The organism is Lysobacterales bacterium, from assembly GCA_019634735.1.
Taxonomy (GTDB): Bacteria; Pseudomonadota; Gammaproteobacteria; order Xanthomonadales; family UBA2363; genus Pseudofulvimonas.
Map to the genome: position 1 here is coordinate 506,573 of JAHCAT010000001.1, position 21,414 is coordinate 527,986.

Consider the following 21,414-nt stretch of genomic DNA (forward strand, 5'->3'; position numbering starts at 1 on the left):
CGCACGTCGCGGAACCGACATCGCCACCCTCCAGGAGTCCTGACACCATGGGTTTTCTCTCCGGCAAGCGCGCCCTCGTCGTGGGTATCGCCAGCCAGCGTTCGATCGCCTGGGGCATCGCCGAGGCCATGCACCGCGAGGGTGCCGAGCTGGCCTTCACCTACCAGAACGAGCGCCTGCGCGATCGCGTCGAAGACGCCGCGCGGGAGTTCGGCTCGAGCCTGGTGCTGCCCTGCGATGTCGCCGAGGACGCCCAGATCGACAGTCTCATGGCCGAACTCGGCGCCCGCTGGGATGGCCTGGACTGCCTGGTCCACTCGGTCGGCTTCGCACCGCGCGAGGCGCTCCAGGGCGGTTTCCTCGACGGGTTGACGCGCGAGAACTTCGCAATCGCCCACGACATCTCCAGCTACAGCCTGGCAGCGCTCGCGAAGGCCGCCCGACCGCTCATGGCCGGGCGCAACGGCTCGATCCTCACGCTGACCTACCTGGGCGCAGTCCGGGCAATGGCCAGCTACAACGTGATGGGCCTGGCAAAGGCCAGCCTGGAAGCCTGCGTACGCTTCCTGGCATACAACCTCGGCCCCGAGGGCACGCGCGTCAACGCGATTTCGGCAGGCCCGATCAAGACCCTGGCCGCGTCCGGCGTCGGCAATTTCCGGAAAATGCTCGACCACGTCCAGCAGGTGACGCCGCTGCGCCGCAACGTCACCATCGAAGACGTCGGCAACGCGGCGGCCTTCCTGTGTTCGGACCTGGCGGCCGGCATCACCGGAGAGATCACCTACGTCGACGCCGGGTACAGCACGGTGGCCATGGCCGGCCTCGACGGCTGATCCCGACGCCCGCACGGACGGTCGTGCGGTCCACGCAGGCGGGTCCCGCGCCGATCGGCGCGAGCCCGCAGCGACCGCCAGCAAGCCGGCGGGCCAGGTCGTACTCGCCGGAAAACTCCGCCCCGCCATAGTTCGGCATCGCCGGTGCCGCCGGACGCCATGTCCGGCGACGCGGGCGCGCTGACGGGTCGTCGCGCCCGCCCGCACCACGAAACCGACGATTGAACCGGCTTGTCCTGCAGGACGTTTCGGACAGCCGTCTTCCGTAGGGATGACCTGCGCGCCAGGCCGTTCGTCAGCCTGACGACAGGCCGTCGAAGCGGACGCTGCGGTCAGCTTCCGCCGGTCATTGCATCCGCTCTTCGACCACCACGATACGGGTCCGCTCGCGAAGGCCCGCGATCAGCGCCATCGCCTCCGCATTGGCGCGGGACTGCTCGAGTTCCGACCGTGCCTGGGTGCGGCGACTCTCCTCCACGGAACCCGGATCGCCGTCCACGACGCCGGTCAGCTCGACAAGCGCATGGCCATCGCCCAGAGGCAACAGGCGCTGGACCACACGACCTTCCTCCGGACGGGGCAGCCTGAACACCTGGGCCACCAGCGCCGGCTCGGGAACCAGGGCGTTGCGGCCAGCGGCCTCAGCCAGTTCCAGGTCCAGCCCTGCCCGCTCAGCCACGTCGGCGAGCGGGGTCCCGGCTTCGAGCTCGGCGAACAACGCCTCGGCCCTGGCGCGGACCGCGTCGCTGCGACGGGCCTCGAGGATGCGCGCGCGCGCCTGGTCGGCAACCTCCGCCAGCGGCCGGGGCTCGCTGCGCTGGTGCTCGACCACGCGCAGCGCCACCATCTGGCCCGGCGACGCCTCGAACGGGTCGCTGACATTGCCCTCCAGCAAGACCTCGTCGGAAAACGCCACATCCCGGACCCGCGGATTGGCGAACAAGCCCTCGCCCGCCTGCCGGCTGAAAGGACCCGCTGTCATGGTCGCCAGACCCAGGGCCTCCGAGGCAGGCTGAAGCGAGCCGGGGTCCTGGTACACGAGGTCGATCAGCTCGCCGCTGCGCTCGTTGTACAGACGTTCCCGCTCGCTCTCCAGGTATTCCGCCGCCAGCTCTTCGCGCACCTCTTCGAACGGCCTCTGCGTCGCCGCCCTGATCTCGCGCACCATGATGACGTGGAAGCCGTCCTCGGTGCGGACAGGATCGGACACCTGGCCGGACTCGAGCGCGAAGGCGGCCTCCTCGAACGCGGGATCGGTCAGTCCCTGCTCGATCCAGCCAAGGTCGCCACCCTGCTCGCGGGAGCCAAGGTCGGTCGAGTCGCGGCGCGCGAGGGCGGCAAAGTCCGCGCCTTCGGCACGCGCCTCCGCGGCGATCGACTCCGCCCTGGCCAGCGCGTCCCGCTGGGCGTCCGCGTCGGGACCGTCGGCCCGGACCAGGACATGGGAGACCAGGCGAGCCTCGGGCGAACCGAACCGCGCCCGCTCAGCCTCGTAGCGATCGCGCAGGTCCTGCTCGGAGGGCTCGACGGCCAGCGGCAGCGCGGTCCGGTCGACGATCAGGTACTCGACAGTCACGGTCTCCGGGCGCATGAACTCCGCGGTGTTCGCGTCGTACCAGCTTGAGAGCTCCTCGTCGGTCACTTCCTGGTCGATCTCCCGCTCGGGCTGGTTCACCCTCACCGCGGCGAAGCTGCGCGTCTGCTCGCTCAGGCGGAGCCGGGCGTCGACCTCCGCGTCCGTCACGAGCGCACTCTCCATCACCGCCATCGGAAGCTGCCTGGCCTCGATATCCCTGCGCAGGTTGCGCTCGAAGGTCGTGGCGGTCATGCGCTGGCCAGCGAGCAGCCCGAGGTAGGTCGGCTCGTCGAACCTTCCATCCACCTGGAACGCCGGGATGTCGGCGATCTCAGCCCGCAGGCGCGCGTTCGGGACGACCAGGCCGATCCGCTCGGAGGCCTGCCGCAGCACGGCCTCGTCGATCATCCTGTCGAGCACCTGGCGGCGCATCGCGGGATTGTCGAGCAGCGACGCGTCGAGCCCCTGTCCGAACTGCTGGCGCATGCTCTCGCGCCAGCGCTGGAAGCGTTCCCGATAATCGTTGGCGCTGATCTCCTCGTCGCCGACCTTGGCCACGTAGGTGTCCACGCTCCGGGTGAAGTAGTCACCGATGCCGAAGAAGGTCAGCGAGAACAGCGCGAGGAAAAGGATGGCCAGGGCGAACCAGCTGGTGGCCCTGTTGCGGATCGATTGCAGCATGCGGATAGTCCGGCCGTTCGGTAAACCGCCATTGTAGCCACAGCGCGCGCCACCGGCGACGCCGCGATGCGTCCGCCCGGGCGTCCCGGCGTCGCGCGGGCTCGGGGCCCGCAAAGAAAAAGGGGGCGCCTTTCGGCGCCCCCTGGATTGGCGGAGTGGACGGGACTCGAACCCGCGACCCTCGGCGTGACAGGCCGATATTCTAACCGACTGAACTACCACTCCTGAATTCTTGAGACTGTCCGCCTGGGCTGGCGGGGGGCGCATTGTAACCCAATCGTCGCGTCAAGCAAGGGGCCGTGCCGCGGTGGTGGGTGCTGAGGGTTTCGAACCCCCGACCCTCGCCTTGTAAGGGCGACGCTCTACCGCTGAGCTAAGCACCCGTCTGCGACAGGTCGCTCAGTTTACGGCATCCTTCAGGGCCTTGCCAGCCTTGAACGCCGGCGACTTCGACGCCTTGATCTTGATGGTCTGGCCGGTGCGCGGATTGCGACCGGTGCGGGCGGCGCGCTTGCGCACGCTGAAGGTGCCGAAGCCCACCAGGGACACGGTGTCGCCCTTCTTGAGCGCCTTCTTGACGACCTCGACCATCGCGTCGATGGCGCGGCCGGCGTCCGCCTTGGTGAGTTCGGCGGCGTCAGCGATTGCCGCGATCAGATCCTGCTTGTTCATTCAAGACTCCCGTTCTTATCGTAGTCGAGCTTGCGAAGATTCGAGCCTCGGGGCGGTTCGGCCTTCCGGCGCTCTCAGGGCAACAGGGGTGAACGCTCCGTTGCCGTGGCGCTTTTATACCAGCGGCCCATAGGGCGCGCAACAAGCAATCATGCGGGTTTCAGCCATTTCCGCCAGCGCCGGAGCGGGTCGCCGAGCAGGGCCTCAGTGCGGCCGCTGGCGACCCGCGGAGGCTTCTGCGACGGCCTCCGAAGCCGTTACCGCTTCGTCGCCCGCCACCGCAGGATCCTGGGGTGCCGGTGCCTGCGGGACGATCGGCCTGACCAGCGCGATGTCCAGCACCTCGTCGATCCAGCGGACCGCGTGGATCTCCAGGGAGCCGGTGATGTTGCGCGGTATGTCGGACAGGTCCTTGCGGTTCTCTTCAGGGATGATGACCGTCTTGAGACCACCGCGATGGGCGGCCAGCAGCTTCTCCTTGAGGCCGCCGATCGGCAGCACGCGGCCGCGCAGCGTGATCTCGCCGGTCATCGCCACGTCGCGCCGGATCGGTACGCGCGTCAGCGCGGAGACCAGCGCCGTGCACATGGCGATACCCGCGCTCGGGCCGTCCTTGGGCGTCGCCCCTTCCGGCACGTGGATGTGGATGTCGTGCTTCTGGTGGAAGTCGCTGTCGATGCCGAGCCGCTCGGTGCGCGCCCGGACCACCGACAGCGCAGCCTGGATCGACTCCTGCATGACGCCTCCGAGCTGACCGGTGTGGATCAGCTTGCCCTTGCCGGGCACGATGCTGGCCTCGATCGAGAGCAGGTCGCCGCCGACGCTGGTCCAGGCGAGACCGGTCACCACGCCGATCTCGTCCTCGGCCTCGGCGCGCCCATAGTCGAAGCGCCGGACGCCCAGGTAGTCGTCGAGATTCCGCGCGTCGACGCGCACACGCCTGGTCTTAGTGCCTTTCCCGGCCTTCCTGACGGCTGCCGCCTGCCCTGCGTCACGGTCCGCCGCCTTGCCCTTGCCCTTGGCGGCACGGGTACCGGCGAGGATCAGTTCCTTGACCACCTTCCGGCAGATCTTTGCAATTTCGCGTTCCAGTCCGCGCACGCCCGATTCGCGGGTGTAGTAGCGGACGATGTCGCGAACCGCCGACGTCGAGATCGACAGCTCCTCGGGAATCAGGCCGTTCGCCTTCAGCTGCTTGGGAACCAGGTAGCGTTCGGCGATCGCCAGCTTCTCGTCCTCGGTGTAGCCGGGAATCCGGATCACCTCCATGCGGTCGAGCAGCGGCCCGGGAATGTTCAGGGAATTCGCCGTGGCGATGAACATCACCTCGGACAGGTCGACGTCGACCTCCAGGTAGTGGTCGTTGAAGGTGTGGTTCTGCTCGGGGTCGAGCACCTCGAGCAGCGCCGACGAGGGATCGCCGCGGAAGTCCATCGACATCTTGTCGATCTCGTCCAGCATGATCAGCGGGTTTCGGCTGCCCGCCTTGTTGAGGTTCTGGATGATGCGGCCGGGCAGCGACCCGATGTAGGTGCGCCGGTGTCCGCGGATCTCGGCCTCGTCCCGGACGCCGCCCAGGGAAATCCGCACGAACTTGCGGTTGGTCGCCTTGGCGATCGACTGGCCCAGCGAGGTCTTGCCGACGCCCGGCGGGCCGACCAGGCACAGGATCGGGCCCTTGAGCTTGCGCACCCGCTGCTGCACAGCGAGGTATTCGAGGATGCGCTCCTTGACCTTCTCCAGCCCGTGGTGGTCGTGGTCGAGGACCTGCTCGGCCGCGTCGAGATCCTTGCGCACGCGCGAGCGCTGCGCCCAGGGAACGCCGAGCAGCCAGTCCAGGTAGTTCCGGACCACGGTCGCCTCGGCCGACATCGGCGACATCTGCTTGAGCTTGTTGAGCTCGGTCCTGGCCTTCGACTCGACGGGCTTGGGCATTCCGGCCTTGTCGATGCGGCGCGCCAGCTCCTCCAGTTCGTTCGGCGCCTCGTCGAGTTCGCCGAGCTCCTTCTGGATCGCCTTCATCTGCTCGTTGAGGTAGTACTCCCGCTGGCTCTTCTCCATCTGCGACTTGACGCGACCGCGGATGCGCTTCTCGATCTGCTGGACGTCGATCTCGCTGTCCACGTGGCCGATCAGCATTTCCAGCCGTGCCGCCACGTCGACCGTCTCCAGCACCTTCTGCTTGTCGACAAGGCGGATGTTGAGGTGCGCAGCGATGGTGTCCGCCAGGCGGCTCGGATCGTCGATACCAGCCAGCGTGGTCAGCAGCTCGGGAGGAATCTTGCGGTTGAGCTTCACGAACTGCTCGAACTGGTTGAGCAGCGTCCGTCCCAGCACCTCCAGCTCGCGTTCCTCGCGCACCAGCAGGTCGGCGATCGGCTCGGCATGGGCGACCAGCTGACCTTCGTCGTCGCGCAGGCCGAGGACACGGCAGCGCGAGAGACCCTCGACCAGCACCTTGATGGTGCCGTCGGGCAGCTTGAGCAGTTGCAGGACCGTGGCCACCGTCGCGATGTCGAACAACTCGCCCGGACCGGGGTCGTCGATCTCGGGACTGGTCTGGGCGACCAGGAGGATCTGCTTGTCGCCCTCCATGGCCGCCTCGAGCGCGCGCACCGACTTCTCCCGGCCGACGAACAGCGGAATCACCATGTGCGGATAGACCACCACGTCCCGGAGGGGCAGAACGGGCAGCTCGGCGTGCTGGGTCAGGTCGATGCTCATGTCTGGTCGCTGCAATGCGGAATGGGCCGGTGCGCCCGGTGCGGGCGTCCGATGGCCAAGAACTGGGGGCGTCGGGATGGAATGCAAGCGGCCCCGGCCGATCGGCTGGGACCTGTAAACGACTATTGAATCAGCCGCTTAGCTTCTCGGAGGCGGTCTTGGCCTGGGCCGCACCACCCTCGAAGATCAGGTAGGGCTCAGCCTGGCCGTTCACTACGGCCTCGTCCACCACCACCTTGCTGACGTCCTCCAGGGTGGGCAACTCGAACATGGTGTCGAGCAGCACGCCCTCGAGGATGGTGCGCAGGCCGCGCGCGCCGGTCTTCCGCTGCAGGGCCCTGCGAGCGATGGCCGAGAGGGCATCTGGGCGGAACTCCAGCTCCACGCCTTCCATGTCGAACAGCTTGCGGAACTGCTTGACGACGGCGTTCTTGGGCTCGGTGAGGATGCGCACCAGCGCCGCCTCGTCGAGTTCCTCCAGGGTCGCGACCACCGGCAGCCGACCTACGAATTCGGGGATCAGGCCGAACCGCACGAGGTCCTCGGGTTCCACGTCGCGCAGAACCTTGCCGACGCTTGCCACCTTCTGCTTGCTGCGGACCTCGGCCTGGAAGCCGATGCCGGTGGAGTCCGAGCGCTGCTGGATGACCTTCTCCAGGCCCGCGAACGCACCACCGCAGATGAACAGGATGTTGCGCGTGTCGACCTGCAGGAATTCCTGCTGCGGGTGCTTCCTGCCGCCCTGCGGCGGCACGCTGGCCAGCGTTCCCTCGATGAGCTTGAGCAGCGCCTGCTGCACACCCTCGCCGCTGACATCGCGGGTGATCGAAGGGTTCTCGCTCTTCCGGGAGATCTTGTCGATCTCGTCGATGTAGACGATGCCGGACTGCGCCTTGTCGACGTCGTAGTCGCACTTCTGCAAGAGCTTCTGGATGATGTTCTCGACATCCTCGCCGACGTAACCGGCCTCGGTCAGCGTCGTGGCGTCGGCGATCGTGAACGGCACGTTCAGAAGCCGGGCCAGCGTCTCGGCGAGCAGGGTCTTGCCGGAGCCGGTCGGCCCGATCAGCAGGATGTTGGATTTCGCGAGCTCGACGTCATCGCCGCGGCCGCGCGATTCCAGCCGCTTGTAGTGGTTGTAGACCGCAACCGCGAGGACCTTCTTGGCCTGCGCCTGGCCGATCACGTACTGGTCCAGGACCTCGAGGATCTCCTTGGGGCGCGGCAGGCTGCTGCGGGTGCTGGCGGTCTTCTCCTCCAGCTCCTCGCGGATGATGTCGTTGCACAGCTCGACGCACTCATCGCAGATGAACACGCTCGGCCCGGCGATCAGCTTGCGGACCTCGTGCTGGCTCTTGCCGCAGAACGAGCAGTAGAGGATCTTGCCGCCATCGCCGCCGGCGCCCGTACCGCCGCCCCGGCCTTGTCGCTCTTCGCTCATGCGCTGTGTCCGCGTGCCTTGTCCATGGTCCCCGGCAGCATAACACAGCGCCCCAGCCCCAAATGAAGCGGGGCGCCAGGCTGGCCGCCTGGCGCCCCGCTCCCGGGCAATGACGGCGACCGGGCGGCCGCCGTCCGTTGGCGACTACAGGCTCCGTTCGAACTCGCGGACCTGCTTCTCGGCTTCGTCGCGTGCGACGCCGTAGCGCTCCTGGATCTTGCCGGCCAGGTACTCGGAGTTGCCCTCGACCACCTTCAGGTCATCGTCGGTGAGCTTGCCCCACTTCTCCTTCACCGTACCGGTGAGCTGCTTCCACTTGCCCTTGATGCGATCCTCGTTCATAGGTTTGCTCCGTATCTCGTTCTGGCGGGAACGCCCGCCTGGTGTTCCCGCGTGGCCGTCAGCGACGCACGCGGGATTCGTTCATCGAGCGGGTCAGGCTCAGCGGACGGTCAGCGCCCGCGTATCGACGGCGACCACGCCCTCGATGCCGCGCGTCAGGTCGATCGCCTTCTCGACGGCCGCCTGGCTGTTCAGCACACCGGCCAGGGTCACGACGCCGTCGACGGTGGTGACGTTGATGTCGGTGCCGGCGACGTCGCCGTCGGCCAGCAGGGTGGACTTCACCTTGGTGGTGATCCAGGTGTCGGTCACCGGCTGGCTGGAATCGCGGTCGTCGGCCCGCTCGGCGTAATCGTTCGCGATCGCCATCGGGGCGGCGACCACCAGGGCGCCGGCGGCGACCAGGGCGGCCAGGGAGGGCATGCGGATCAGCGCGTTGTTGGACATGGTCTTCTCCTTCTCAATGGTTGTCACGACGTTTGCACTAGGCACCACAGTTGGGCGCCCTGACACCTACGCAGTCGCCGTGCCAACCTTCCATCCCTTTGTTTTGACTGGGTATCCCCCTGGAATTCCACCGGGTCGCCGGGCGTATTGCCCGGACTTCCCGGCGCCACCGTGCAGGCTGCCGTCGTCCGGGGACGGCGAACGCGAAACCGGCGCGACAGCGACACCGGCCGGTGATCGGGACTGGTTCGTCGGGACCGGACCGGAGTGGCCGGTGGCATGGCCGGCGGGCCTCGGCTCGCCCGCAATTGGCCACGCGCAGGTCTCGCGGCCGGTAAGCGGACCGGCTCAGGGACTTCAGGCGGCGTTGTGGACGTACCTGGTCAGCAAGTCGGACATCGCCATCGGGCGGCCGATCTCGAACCCCTGGGCGAAGTCGCAACCGAGCGCGCGCAGGCGGTCCAGCGTGGCGCCATCCTCGACGCCCTCGGCGACCACGCTCATGCCCAGCCGGTGGGCGAGGTCGATCATGCCGTGGACCAGCGTGAGGCAGCGCCGGCTGGTCAGGATGGCGCCGACGAAGCTGCGGTCGATCTTGATGCGATCGACCGGCAGATCGCGAAGATAGGTGAACGAAGAACTGCCCACGCCAAAATCGTCGATCGCCACGCAGACGCCCTCGTCGTGCAGCTGCCCCAGCACGATGCCACCCAGTTCCGGGGCATCCAGCATCGCCGTCTCGGTGACCTCGAGCTCGATCATGAACGGGGGCACGCCCCACAGCCGGAGCGCGTCGGCCACCTGCTCCGTCAATCCGCGGTCGCCGAACGCGCGCGCCGACATGTTGATCGAGATCGGCAGGTCGAAGCCGGCGCGTCGCGCCCCGGCCAGGGTCTGCAATGCGGTGTGCAGGCTCCAGCGGGTGAACTCTGATATCAGCCCCGACCGCTCCGCCAATGCCACGAAGTGGATCGGACTGACCTCGCCAAGGTCCGGATGGTGCCAGCGGGCCAGAGCCTCGGCGCCGGCCAGCCGGTCGCCGCGCAGGTCCCATACCGGCTGGAACGCCATGCCCAGGGAGGCGTTGCGTATGGCGCCGCGCAGCGTCTCGGCATCCAGCACGTCGATTCCGACGTCATGACTGTGCAGGGTGAAGCGGTCCGGCGTCAGCACCGCCCGGTGCAGCGCCTGTTCGGCGCGTCGACACAGCTGGTCGGCGGTGGTGCCATGGTCGGGAGAGAGCGCCACCCCGATCGCGGCGTCCGGGTCGACATGTCCGGCGCCGATATCCACCAGTTCCGCATACAGGCGCAGCAGCCGTGTCGCCGCCAGCATGGCATGCTGGTCGTCACGCACCGGGACCAGCAGCACGGCCAGCTCCCCGGGACCGATCGCCGCCACCTGGTCGCCTTCGCGCAGGACGCCTTTCGCGCGCTCGACCAGGTCGTCCATCAGGCTGCCGGTGGCGGCGTATCCGATCCGCATCGCCACGCTGCGCAGTCCGCGCAGCCTGACCCGAAGCAGCGCGCAGGAAGCGCCGCGATCGAGTGCCTCCAAGAGCGCCGGACCGGCACGGTCGATGAATTCGCTGCCCTGGATCATCGGCCCTCCGACCGGTGCGTTGCATCCCCTGGCCGACGGGCCGGCCCGGAACTGGCCCAGGCCGTCGGCACCGGTCAGTCCTGGCCCAGGAAGAGGTCGGCCTGGTCGAGGCCGTAGGCCCCGGCCGGCAGCGCCGCGGTGATCATCAGGCCGGGGCGGCCACTGGCGTCGTTGTCCACCTGCATCAGGTCGATATCGACGAACCGCTGGTAGAGGCGGCGCTCCGGACTCATCAGCACCATCACCCTGGGCTTGAGCCGGCGCGCCGGATTCTGGGCCATGACGACCGCCACTTCGCCATTGCTCAGTTCGACCAGCGACCCGGTCGGATAGACGCCCAGACACTGCAGCAGGTGCTCGACGACCTCCTCCTGGAACAGCGTCTCCCGCTCGCGGTAGAGCAATTGCAGTGCCGCATGGGGCGAATAGGCGGGGCGGTACGGCCGCTCGTTGACCATCGCGTCGTAGCTGTCGACCAACCCGGCGATCCGGGCGGTCAGCGGGATGTCCTCGCCGACCAGGCCCTTTGGGTAGCCGCTGCCGTCGTGCCGCTCGTGATGGCCGGCGATCATTTCGATGATCGCCGGCCGCGCCAGGCCGGCGTGGGCGAGGATGCGCAGTCCGGTCTCGACGTGGGCGCGGACCTTGCCCCGCTCGCTTTCGTCCAGCGCGCCAGCCCGCGACAGCAGCTCGGCCGGCACCTTGGCCATGCCGGCATCGAGCAGGAATCCGCCGGTCGCCAGGTCCAGGATCATGTCGCGCGGCATCGCGAGGTGGCGGCCGAAGGCAGCCGACAGGGCACTGCACTGCAGCGCGTGGTGATGGGCGTAGTGGTCGCGCCGGACCAGGCCAAGCAGCCAGAAGATGGCGTCGGGATTGCGCAGGACGCTGGCCACCAGGCCTTCGACGCTGGCCTGTACGCGATCCATTTCGATCGGCCGGCCGGCCTTGAGGTCGGCCTCAAGGTCCTTGGCGAGGGCGAGCATGTCGACCTTGGCCTTGCGGGCGCCGTCCAGCTCGGCCCGCACCTCGTGTCGGACCGGGTAAGGCAGCACCTTGCGCAGCGGTACGCCGCCGACCCGGCTGCCCTCGAGCGACATCAGTGGCCGGCGTGGCTCCTGCCGCCGTTCCGGCGAAACGTCGATCACGACTTCCCGGCAGAACTCCGACAGCCGCCGGATGTCCTCCTGGTCCTTGATCAGGAATCCCTGCATCGGAAAGGGCGTCCCCAGCCAGTCACGGTCGAGGCGGCTCACCCACATGCCCGGCCGGAGGTCGGCAACCGGCAAAGTGCGCTCGTCAACGGCCATGTCCGGTGGAACCTCCTTGGTGGCGGACCCCAGCCTGGCCGACCGGAGCGACGCGACCCTGTCCGGTCGGAGGGCCAGTATCGGGGCAAACACCCGGAGCCGTCGAGTCTGCGTGCGGCGGCGGCCTGACTTCGACCCGGTCCCGGCCGGCCCGCTTGGCATCGAACATCGCCTGGTCCGCCCGCGCCAGCAGGCGGGCGGCATCGTCGTCGCGCGCGCCCAGCCAGGTCAGTCCTGCGCTGGCCGTGACACGCGGTCCCTCGCCGCCGGCGCCCTGCTGGCGTATCCGGCGACAGAGCCTGTGCAGCAGATCGACGCTGGCCGCCGGCTCGGCCCCCGGCAGGATGATCAGGAACTCCTCGCCGCCAAGCCGCCCGATCCGGTCGCTGCGGCGCAGGCTCTGACGCATCAGCCGCGCAACCGAGACCAGGACCCGGTCGCCGCCGGCATGGCCCAACCGGGCATTGATCGTCTTGAAATGGTCGATGTCGATGAATGCCACCGCCAGCGGCCCGCCATCGGCCCGGGCCCGCTGCACCCCGGTCTCCAGCTCGGCAAGAATGGCTCGGCGGTTCGCCAGGCCGGTGAGCTCGTCGGTGCGGGCCAGTACCTGCAACTGGTCGCGCTGGCGGCGAAGGGTGAGCAACCTCACCGTGAGGACCAGGCTGGACGACAGCACGAACCAGGCGCAGGCGAGCATCAGCAGCTCGACCTTCCAGGCGCGCACCGGCGCCGGCGCGAGCACCTGGGCAAGCGCGATCGCGAGGAACGGCAGGATGGTCACCAGTGCGTACGCGGCGCGGGTACGCCCCATGGCGATGGCGGCAGAAAGGCAGGTCGCCAGCAGCAGGCACAGGGCGGTGAACACCAGCTCCACGGTCACCGAGGCGACCGGCAACCAGGACAGTGGCAGGACCAGCACCAGGATGGCGGCGCCACCCAGCAGCCAGCTCAGGCGACGCAGCCCGTCATCCAGCCAGGGCAGCATCCGGTGCATCCCGCCCTGGCGGAGCACCAGGCGGCTGGTCCCGCCGAACAGCACGAGCGGCAGCGCGATCGGCAGGCTCGACGCCAGGGAACCGAGCGGCAACCAGGGACGCGGATAGCCCCACAACCCCGACAGCATCGACAGCCAGGTCGCCAGCACGAGCACGTTGAACCCGTAGGCGAGAAACACCGGTTCACGCAGGCCCACGAAGGACAGCAGGGCCGACAGCGCCATCGCCGTGATCACCGCGGTGGTGGCGATCCTCGTCACGAAGCGCCCGGTGTCGCCGCGCTGCACGGTGGCCGGGTCGCCATGACGAACGACCGGCGGCAGCCAGGGCGTGGCGGTCTCGGGAAAGCTCAGCTCGATCGGATCGGTGCTGCCCGGGACCGGGGTCAGAACCGCGCCGACGCCTGCCCGGAAACGCGAATCCAGGCTCCGGGAGTCCCACTGGTTGCCGCAGACCAGCGTTCCACCGTGTTCGATGCGGACTTCCCCGGCAAGCACGTTGGCCACCACCACGGCCACCGGCTTGCCGGGCCAACCCCCCGCGGGCGCATGCAGCATCGCCTGCACCGGCACGAATGCCGCCTCCGGGCCAACGCAGGAAACGCCTGTGGACGGCAGGGCCGGCTGGATCGCCGGCAGAAGAACCGTCTCGGCCGGCAGCGCCGAGGCCAGCATCGCCAACACGAGCGCCACAAGACCCCGGAGCACGAGGAACGATCTGAACGAGTGGTGGAAGTTGCGCACTGGATGGTGCACCGGCTGAGGCCTGGACGCCAATCTAGCGGGAAAAGCCGCCCTCCGCTGCGACCTGCGACACCGCAGGCAGACCCGGATCCGGCTCGGGATCGGGCACCGGCGCCGCTCAACCGGCACCCGACGCGACCTCCGCCAGATGGCTACGCAGCGCCGCCGGCGGCATCGGCCTGGCCAGCAGGAAGCCCTGCACCAGGTCGCAACCGATCTTGCCCAGAAGATCGAGCTGCGCCTGGGTCTCCACGCCCTCGGCAACCACCGTCATGCCCAGTCCGTGCGCCAGCGTGGTCACCACTTCGCAGATCCGCCGCGCCACCGGATCCTGTTCCAGCTCGGTGACGAACTGCCTGTCCAGCTTGAGGCGATCGAGGGGGAACCGGCGAAGCTGCGCAAGGCTGGAATAGCCGGTGCCGAAATCGTCCATCACCAGCAGCAGGCCCATGGCCTTCAGCGATGCCAGCCGCTGCATCACCTCGTCGGTGTCGAACACGGCACAGCTCTCGGTCACTTCCAGGGCCAGCCGGTTCGGGGCCAGGCCGGTGCGTTGCAGGATCTCGTGGACCTGGCGAGGCAGCCCCTCGTCGCGCAACTGCACCACCGAGAGATTGACCGACACGTGATCGATCGCGTGGCCCTCCCCGCGCAGCGCGACCAGCTCGCGGCAGGCCTGCTCCAGCACCCAGGCGCCGATCTCGACGATCTGGCCGGTCTCCTCGGCGAGCGGCACGAAGGTGGACGGGCCCACCATGCCGAGTTCGGGATGCTGCCAGCGCAGCAGCGCCTCCAATGCGAACGGACGCGAGCCCTCGCGCGTGTGGATGGGCTGGTAGTGGACCGCCAGTTCATCGCGCTCGAGGGCCCGGCGCAGGTCGGTGGCGAGCCGGACACGAAGTTCCGCACCTTCGTCAGAGCCCGGGTCGTAGGCCGTGAATCGGTCCCGGCCAAGCCGGCGGGCGCGGACCAGGGCGGCATCGGCCTGACGCAGCAGCACGTCCGGACTGGCCTCGCCATTGGCCAGCGTGTAGCCCGCGCAAGCGGTGACCGAAATCTCGCCACCGGCCACGGTGGCAGGTCTGCGCACGGCGTCGAGCAGGCCCGCGATCCGGGCCCGCAATGCCTGTCCGCGCTGGCCGTGGAGGACGACGGCGAAGGTGTCGTCGCCGATGCGCGCGGCGAACTCCTTCGGCCGCATCGCATTCCGCAACCGGCCCGCGAGCTCCCTGAGCAGGCGATCTCCGCCACGGTGGCCCAGGCTTTCGTTGACCAGGCGGAAGTGATCCAGGTTGACCACCGCCAGTGCCACCGGCTCCGCGTCGCCTGCGGCGGCAAGCGACTGGCTGGTGCGTTCGAGCAGACCATTGCGGTTGGCCAGTCCGGTCAGCTCGTCGTGGCTTGCCAGGTAGGCCAGCCGCTGCAGCCGCTCGTGGGACTCGGTGATGTCGGAGACATAGGCTTCGATCATCCCGCCACCGCTGGCCTGGTCCATCCTCAGGCCGCGCTCGGAGACCCGTCGGAGCCGGCCATCGGCCCGGACGATCCGGTACTCGAGGGCGTAGCTGCCCAGCGCTTCAAGTCCCCGGCTGGCCACCGCGATGAGCTCCTCGCGGTCGTCATCGTGGACCAGGTCGATCCAGCGGCGTTCGCCGCGCAGGAAGGTCTCCGGTGGATGACCGCTCAGTTCGAGCACGCCGTCGCTGACGAAATCGACCGCCCAGGGCTGGTCGACCGGGCGACGGAACAAGGTGCCGGGCAGGTTGCGGATCAGCGCCGCCAGCTGGGCCTCGCTGGCGCGCAGTCCCTCGGTCAGCGCGACACGCTCGCTGATGTCCCGCGCGATGCCCATCGTGCCGACCGGGGTGCCGTGGTCGTCCAGCACGACGAATCGGGTGATCTCGAAGCCGCGCCGGCGACCGCTGCGATCGACCATCCAGCGCTCGTCGCGCACCTGTCCGCCCCGTTGCAGCAGCTCGCGGTCCTCGGTCTCGATCCGCTCCGCGTCGGCGGGATCGTGCACGTCGCGCGCACGCATGCCGATGACCTGCACGGCATCCCTGAGGTTGCGCTCGCGGAAATCGAGAAGGTAGGGCGGATTGACCGCAACGTACCGGCCGTTGGCATCCTTGATCCAGGCCGGGTCGGGTATCGCCTGCAGCAAGAGGAGCACGGCACGCCATCCGGCACGCCCGGCCTCGGCGAAAATCCCGGTTTCCACCAGGCTGTCCATGTCGCCTCCCGGGCAACCGCCGGCCGCAGGGCGACCGCGGCCGCCTCCGGAGTGTGCGCCGCCGTCCTGCTGCTGACAAGACCGCCGGAACAGCCCTCGCAACGGGGGCCGGGCCCCGCGCTGCCGCTCGACCTCGGAACCCCGGTGTCCAAGGCTGCCCGTGGCCCGGCATCGGCGGGATGGTCAGGTCACGGCGTCGCCACGACGGTGGGGGGGTACCGAACAACGGCCCGTGGGCAGCGGCCATGAACGGCCCCCTGGCGAGGCGACCGCGCAACCGGGCGCCTCGCCACATGCCGCCCGTCCCTGCGGCGGATGGGTGGCTCGATCAACGACCAGGGCGGTCGTTGATCGACAGACCATTTGCGAGCACGTCGACGCGGGTCAGCGTTCTTCCAGCATCGGCAGCCTTAGCCCCTCTGCCGCGGCGCACTGGCGGGCATCGGGATAACCGGCATCGGCGTGCCTCATCACCCCGGTGCCGGGATCGTTCCAGAGTACCCTGCCCAACCGGCGATCGGCCGCTTCGCTGCCGTCGCAGACGATCACCACGCCACTGTGCTGGCTGTATCCCATGCCGACGCCGCCGCCGTGATGCAGACTGACCCAGGTGGCTCCGCTGGCGACGTTGAGCATGGCGTTGAGCAACGGCCAGTCCGAGACCGCGTCGGAACCGTCCATCATGGCCTCGGTCTCGCGGTTTGGGCTGGCCACCGAGCCCGAGTCCAGGTGGTCCCGGCCGATGACCACCGGCGCCTTGAGCTCGCCGTTGCGGACCATCTCGTTGAAGGCAAGGCCCAGCCGGTGCCGCTGGCCCAGACCGACCCAGCAGATCCTTGCCGGCAGGCCCTGGAAGCTGATCCGTTCGCGGGCCATGTCCAGCCAGCGATGCAGGTGCGCATCGTCCGGGATCAGCTCCTTGACCCGGGCGTCGGTCCGGTGGATGTCCTCCGGATCACCGGAGAGCGCCACCCAGCGAAACGGCCCGATGCCGCGGCAGAACAGGGGCCGCACATAGGCGGGCACGAAACCCGGAAAGTCGAAGGCGTTGACGCAGCCTTCGTCCTTGGCCATCTGGCGGATGTTGTTGCCGTAATCGAAGGTCGGAACGCCCATGGCCTGGAAGGCCAGCATGGCTTCCACATGGACCCGCATGGACCGCTTTGCGGCATCGCGGACGCGGTCCGGATCCGCCTGCTGCGCGTCCAGCCACTGCTCGACGGTCCAGCCCACCGGCAGGTAGCCGTGCACGGGGTCGTGCGCCGATGTCTGGTCGGTGACCGCATCCGGACGCACGCCGCGGCGCACCAGCTCGGGCAGCACCTCGGCGGCATTGCCGAGCAGGGCGATCGAGCGGGCCTCGCCGGCCGCCGTGTGCTTGGCGATCCGGGCCAGGGCATCGTCGAGGTCGTTGGCCTGCTCGTCGACGTACCGGGTCTTCAGCCGGAAGTCGATGCTCGCCTGGCGGCATTCGATGGTGAGGCTGCATGCGCCGGCCAGGCTGGCCGCCAGCGGCTGGGCACCGCCCATGCCGCCCAGGCCGGCGGTCAGTATCCACTTGCCGGCGAGATCGCCCCCGTAATGCTGACGGCCCATCTCCACGAAGGTCTCGTAGGTGCCCTGCACGATGCCCTGGCTGCCGATGTAGATCCAGCTGCCTGCGGTCATCTGGCCGTACATCATCAGGCCCTTGCGATCGAGCGCGTGAAAGTGCTCCCAGGTGGCCCAGGCCGGTACCAGATTGGAATTGGCGATCAGCACCCGCGGGGCATCCGGATGCGTGGGAAACACGCCGACCGGCTTGCCCGACTGCACCAGCAGCGTCTGGTCGTCGCCCAGCTCCCGCAGGGTCGCCAGGATGGCGTCGAAGCAGGCCCAGTCGCGCGCCGCGCGGCCGATGCCGCCGTAGACCACGAGGTCCTCCGGGCGCTCGGCAACCTCCGGATCGAGGTTGTTCTGCAGCATCCGGAAGGCGGCCTCGACCTGCCAGGACCGGCAGGAAAGCTGGCTGCCCCGCGGGGCCCGCACGACACGCCCGGGGGCGCTCCTGGATTGCTCGGTCATGTTCCCTGCTCGTTGGCGGCGCGGCCGATTATAGGACGCCGGCCAGGCGCATCCCGGGCCCCGGGCGCTTCCTTGCCGGACAACCGCGGATCGGCCATGCGGGTCGACACGAAAGCGCCACCACCCGCTGATATAGTCCCGGCGACCACGGTGGAGGATCGTCATGAGGATCAAGCGGACAGTGGCGGTCGTCGCCGGCCTCCTGGCGGCCCCGCTATCGGCCCAGGTCGGCCCTGCCGATTTCATCCACCTCGACGGCTTCGAACGGTTGCAGGCACACCGGATCGACGGGCTGGTCCTGCGCGACCCGCACTTCTTCACCCAGGTGCTGATCTTCTGCACCGACATCACCAGCCAGGTCAACGACCAGATCGCCGCCGGGCTGGTCGCGGACGATGACGGCGACGGCTTCCTGGACAACAGCGCGATGCTGCTGTTCCGGCCCCTGCGCACGGACGATCGCCGGGCACTCGGACTGACCGGCGGTGCCCGTTGCACGGCCCCTGCTGCGGGCACCGCCTGCCAGCCCGACGAGCCGCCCAGCCTCGCGGCCATGCCCTACACGGGACAATCCCTGGGTACCTGCCTGAGCCCCCTGCCCGGCACCACCCGGCCCTATTCGCCGGCGGTCGGAACGCCCGGAGGGCCGTGCTTCGCAAGCGACGCCGCCGGGGCCACGGGCGCCTCGGCCACGCTGCCATTTCCCGTATTTCCGGGCCTGGCCACGGACCCTTCCAGGGGCGCCGGACTGCCGCTGCCGCTGACCTCGGTGCGCACCGCGGCAAGCCGCCGCGAGAGCCCGGCGCCGGGTCTGGCCGACGGCCTGCTGATGGGGTTCCTGAGCGAAGCCGCCGCGGATGCCCTGGTGATCGAACTGCCCGGCCTGGGCGCCAGGCCGCTGTCCAGCCTCCTGGCGGGCGGCACGGGTGCCTGCCCCAACTACAGCGACAAGGACATCCATGAGGGTGTCTCCGGCTGGTGGTTCTACTTCAACTACACGGCCACCGCGGTTCCCTATGCCGAATGAGCTCGGCCGGGGGGCGATCGCGCTGGCGCTGGCGTGGCTGCTCAACGCCTGCGCGCTGCCGACCACCGCTGGCGGACCGGACCGGCAACCGGGCCATCCGCTCATCCTGATCTCCCTGGACGGCTTCCATCCCGACTACCTTGACCGCGGCCTCAGTCCGCGACTCCAGGCGCTGGCCGACGAGGGCGTGCGCGCACGCTGGATGAATCCCTCGTTTCCGTCCAAGACGTTTCCCAACCACTACACGATGGTCACCGGCTTGCGACCGGACCGGCATGGCATCGTCGACAACAACATGGTGGATCCGAAACTGGGCCGTTTCGCCCTGCACGACCGGGCCGCCGTGTCCGACGGCCGTTGGTGGGGTGGCGAACCGCTGTGGATCGGCGCCGCGCGCGCCGGGCTGCGCAGTGCCACGCTGTTCTGGCCGGGCTCGGAGGCGGCGATCGGCGGCCGCCGGCCAGACCGATGGCTGCCCTACGATGCCGCGATGACAATGCCTGACCGCGTCGACCAGGTCCTCGCCTGGCTGGCCCTGCCGGCGCCGCGGCGCCCCCATCTGGTCACGCTCTACCTGGAGGCGGCCGACGCCACCGGCCACCTTTACGGACCCGACTCGGCGCAGCTGGATGCCGCGCTGGTCGCCCTGGACAACGCCCTGGGGCGCCTGCTCGACGGCCTGGAAGGGATCGGGCTGGACGGCCGCGTCAATCTGGTGATCGTCTCCGACCATGGCATGGCCCAGGTCGACCCCGAGCGCACCCTGGTCCTGGAAGACCTCGTCGATCCCGCACTCGTGGAGATTGTCAGCCTGTCCGAACTGCTGTCCTTCAACCCCCGGCCGGGCAGGACGGCGGAGGCGGAGGCAGCCCTGCTGGCGCCCCGCGAGGGGCTGTCCTGCCACCGTCGTTCGGAGACACCCGACGACTGGCGGTTCGGCAGCCACCCCAGGGTGCCGGCGATCGTCTGCCTGCTCGACGAGGGCTGGCGGGTACGCCGGCGCGAGCGCTTCAACCCCTGGCAGGACCGCACCGAGGGCAATCGGGGCGCGCACGGATTCGACCCGGCCTCGCCGGCCATGCGCGCGCTGTTCGTCGCCCAGGGCCCGGACCTCGCCGCCGGCCTGCTCGCCGAACCGTTCGACAACGTCCATGTCTATCCCCTGCTGGCGGCCCTGCTCGGCATCGCGCCGGCGCCGGGCGATGGCGACCCGGCGGTGACCGCCGCCATGCTGCGCTGAGCGGCGCCCGCCCGGGAGCCTGGCGCTCAGGCCGCCCCGGGCAGGGCCTTGCGGAAGGCGTTCAGCACGCCCTCGCGCCGGTGGTGGACGCCGCCCCGCACCACCTCGACGCCGCCGGCCCAGACGCGGTCGATGGCCGGGCGACGGCTGGCGAACAGCCAGGCATCGAGGAGGCCGGTCTCATCGTGGCCGATCAGCGCGGGCTCATCCGGAGCGAGGGCGATCAGGTCCGCGGGCATGCCGGCGCCAGCGCCGCTCGCCATCGCGTCGGGTGCGCTGCCGACACCACAGGCACGTCCGCCCCTCAGGGCCTCGGCCAGCAGCGTCTCACCGACGCTGGGCCTGGCCGCGTCGCAGACGAGATTGCGGCGACGATGCAGGAGGCGCTGTCCATACTCCAGCCAGCGCAGTTCCTCCACCGGCGACACGCCAACCTGGCTGTCCGTGCCGATTCCCCAGGCGCCCCCGGCGGCACGGTAGTCCAGCAGCGGGAACAGGCCATCACCGAGGTTGGCCTCGGTGCTCGGGCACAAGGCGACCGTGGCGCCGGTGGCGGCCAGCGCGGCAGTCTCGTCCGACGTCATGTGGGTGGCGTGGACCAGGCACCAGTGCTCGTCGACCGGGGCATGGTCCAGCAGCCAGCGCACCGGGCGGGCGCCGCGCGCCGCCAGGCACTGGTCGACCTCGCCCTGCTGCTCGGCAATGTGGATGTGCATGGGCCGACCTGCAGCCAATCCCGAGTCCAGGCACCCGGCCAGCGCGTGCGGCGGCACCGCGCGCAGACTGTGCAGCGCCATGCCGACCACCACGCGATCGCTCTCGAGCCCGCGCAGGGACTCGACCAGGCGGAGGTAGCTCTCCAGATCATGTCCGAAGCGGCGCTGGCCGCCGGCCAGGGGCCGGCCGTCGAAGCCGCCGGTCATGTAGAGCACCGGGAGCAACGTGATGCCGATACCGGTGTCTGCAGCCGCCCGCAGCAGAGCCCGGCTCATCGCCGCGGGGTCGTCGTAGGGCGTGCCGTCCGTCTGGTGATGCAGGTAGTGGAACTCGCACACCCAGGTGTGGCCAGCCTCGAGCATTTCCACAAACAGCTGGCAGGCGATCGCATGGAGCGACTCCGGCTCCAGCCGCCCGGCGAGCCGGTACATCGCTTCCCGCCAGGTCCAGAAGCTGTCAGCCGGATCGCCCTGGCGTTCGGCATGGCCGGCCATCGCGCGCTGGAAGGCGTGCGAATGCAGGTTGGGCAGGCCCGGCAGCAGCCAGCGGACCGCCTCCGCTGGCGGGCACTCGAGCGCGTCTGCCGCTGCCACGCGGCCATCGGCCAGGGTCAGGCGGCGCGCCCCCTGCCAGCCGCCCGGCAGCCAGAGAGATTCCGCAGCAATGGTGAACCGGTCGCTCATTTCGCCCTACCCGCCTGCCCGGCCGCGCCGGAGCTTCGCCAGTGTAAGCGCGACCGCCGCCGGACCGGTGCCAGGCCG

Annotated in this window: 15 protein-coding genes and 2 tRNA genes; 3 read left to right on the forward strand and 14 right to left on the reverse strand. The window is 69.4% G+C overall.

Translation table 11 applies throughout. The annotated features are described in order from the left end of the window. Positions 1-47: 47 nt before the first annotated feature. Positions 48-836, forward strand: a complete 789-nt coding sequence (locus KF823_02140) for an enoyl-ACP reductase (GenBank protein ID MBX3724700.1) — start codon at positions 48-50, stop codon at positions 834-836. Between the two features lie 346 nt (positions 837-1,182). Here the strand turns inward: KF823_02140 and KF823_02145 are convergent, their stop codons facing one another. From KF823_02145 to KF823_02205, 13 genes are all read right to left on the reverse strand, one after another. Further along, positions 1,183-3,093, reverse strand: a complete 1,911-nt coding sequence (locus KF823_02145) for a SurA N-terminal domain-containing protein (protein MBX3724701.1) — start codon at positions 3,091-3,093, stop codon at positions 1,183-1,185. A gap of 148 nt (positions 3,094-3,241) precedes the next feature. Further along, positions 3,242-3,318, reverse strand: a tRNA-Asp gene (locus KF823_02150). A gap of 83 nt (positions 3,319-3,401) precedes the next feature. Then, positions 3,402-3,476: transfer RNA gene (locus tag KF823_02155), tRNA-Val, on the reverse strand. 16 nt (positions 3,477-3,492) lie between these two features. After that, positions 3,493-3,765: an HU family DNA-binding protein gene (locus tag KF823_02160; protein MBX3724702.1), complete on the reverse strand. Its 273-nt coding sequence runs from the start codon at positions 3,763-3,765 to the stop codon at positions 3,493-3,495. A 204-nt stretch (positions 3,766-3,969) separates the two neighbouring features. After that, a complete protein-coding gene (gene lon, locus KF823_02165) occupies positions 3,970-6,489 on the reverse strand; it encodes an endopeptidase La (GenBank protein ID MBX3724703.1) in 2,520 nt (839 codons plus the stop codon). A 130-nt stretch (positions 6,490-6,619) separates the two neighbouring features. Next, positions 6,620-7,930, reverse strand: coding sequence for an ATP-dependent Clp protease ATP-binding subunit ClpX (gene clpX / locus KF823_02170; protein ID MBX3724704.1), 1,311 nt, complete (start codon positions 7,928-7,930; stop codon positions 6,620-6,622). Positions 7,931-8,074: 144 nt separating this feature from the next. Continuing rightward, positions 8,075-8,272: a CsbD family protein gene (locus tag KF823_02175; GenBank protein ID MBX3724705.1), complete on the reverse strand. Its 198-nt coding sequence runs from the start codon at positions 8,270-8,272 to the stop codon at positions 8,075-8,077. A 99-nt stretch (positions 8,273-8,371) separates the two neighbouring features. Continuing rightward, positions 8,372-8,719, reverse strand: a complete 348-nt coding sequence (locus KF823_02180) for a BON domain-containing protein (GenBank protein MBX3724706.1) — start codon at positions 8,717-8,719, stop codon at positions 8,372-8,374. A gap of 357 nt (positions 8,720-9,076) precedes the next feature. After that, entirely contained in the window at positions 9,077-10,321 is a 1,245-nt protein-coding gene (locus tag KF823_02185; protein ID MBX3724707.1) for an EAL domain-containing protein, read from the reverse strand. Between the two features lie 74 nt (positions 10,322-10,395). Further along, entirely contained in the window at positions 10,396-11,631 is a 1,236-nt protein-coding gene (locus tag KF823_02190; protein ID MBX3724708.1) for a DUF3391 domain-containing protein, read from the reverse strand. Further along, on the reverse strand, positions 11,621-13,336 hold the full coding sequence (locus KF823_02195; protein ID MBX3724709.1) for a diguanylate cyclase: 1,716 nt from the start codon (positions 13,334-13,336) through the stop codon (positions 11,621-11,623). The genes KF823_02190 and KF823_02195 overlap by 11 nt, the downstream gene beginning before the upstream one ends. A gap of 154 nt (positions 13,337-13,490) precedes the next feature. After that, positions 13,491-15,605 (reverse strand): EAL domain-containing protein, encoded by a 2,115-nt coding sequence (locus KF823_02200; GenBank protein MBX3724710.1) that lies wholly within the window; start codon positions 15,603-15,605, stop codon positions 13,491-13,493. 384 nt (positions 15,606-15,989) lie between these two features. Then, on the reverse strand, positions 15,990-17,669 hold the full coding sequence (locus KF823_02205; protein ID MBX3724711.1) for a urocanate hydratase: 1,680 nt from the start codon (positions 17,667-17,669) through the stop codon (positions 15,990-15,992). 163 nt (positions 17,670-17,832) lie between these two features. On the opposite strand from KF823_02205, the gene KF823_02210 reads away from it, so the two are divergent. Next, positions 17,833-18,696 (forward strand): hypothetical protein, encoded by an 864-nt coding sequence (locus tag KF823_02210; protein MBX3724712.1) that lies wholly within the window; start codon positions 17,833-17,835, stop codon positions 18,694-18,696. Further along, positions 18,686-19,936: an alkaline phosphatase family protein gene (locus KF823_02215; protein MBX3724713.1), complete on the forward strand. Its 1,251-nt coding sequence runs from the start codon at positions 18,686-18,688 to the stop codon at positions 19,934-19,936. Before KF823_02210 ends, KF823_02215 begins: the two co-directional genes overlap by 11 nt. A gap of 26 nt (positions 19,937-19,962) precedes the next feature. On the opposite strand, the gene KF823_02220 is transcribed toward KF823_02215, so the two are convergent. Further along, positions 19,963-21,336: a formimidoylglutamate deiminase gene (locus tag KF823_02220; protein MBX3724714.1), complete on the reverse strand. Its 1,374-nt coding sequence runs from the start codon at positions 21,334-21,336 to the stop codon at positions 19,963-19,965. Positions 21,337-21,414 lie beyond the last annotated feature (78 nt).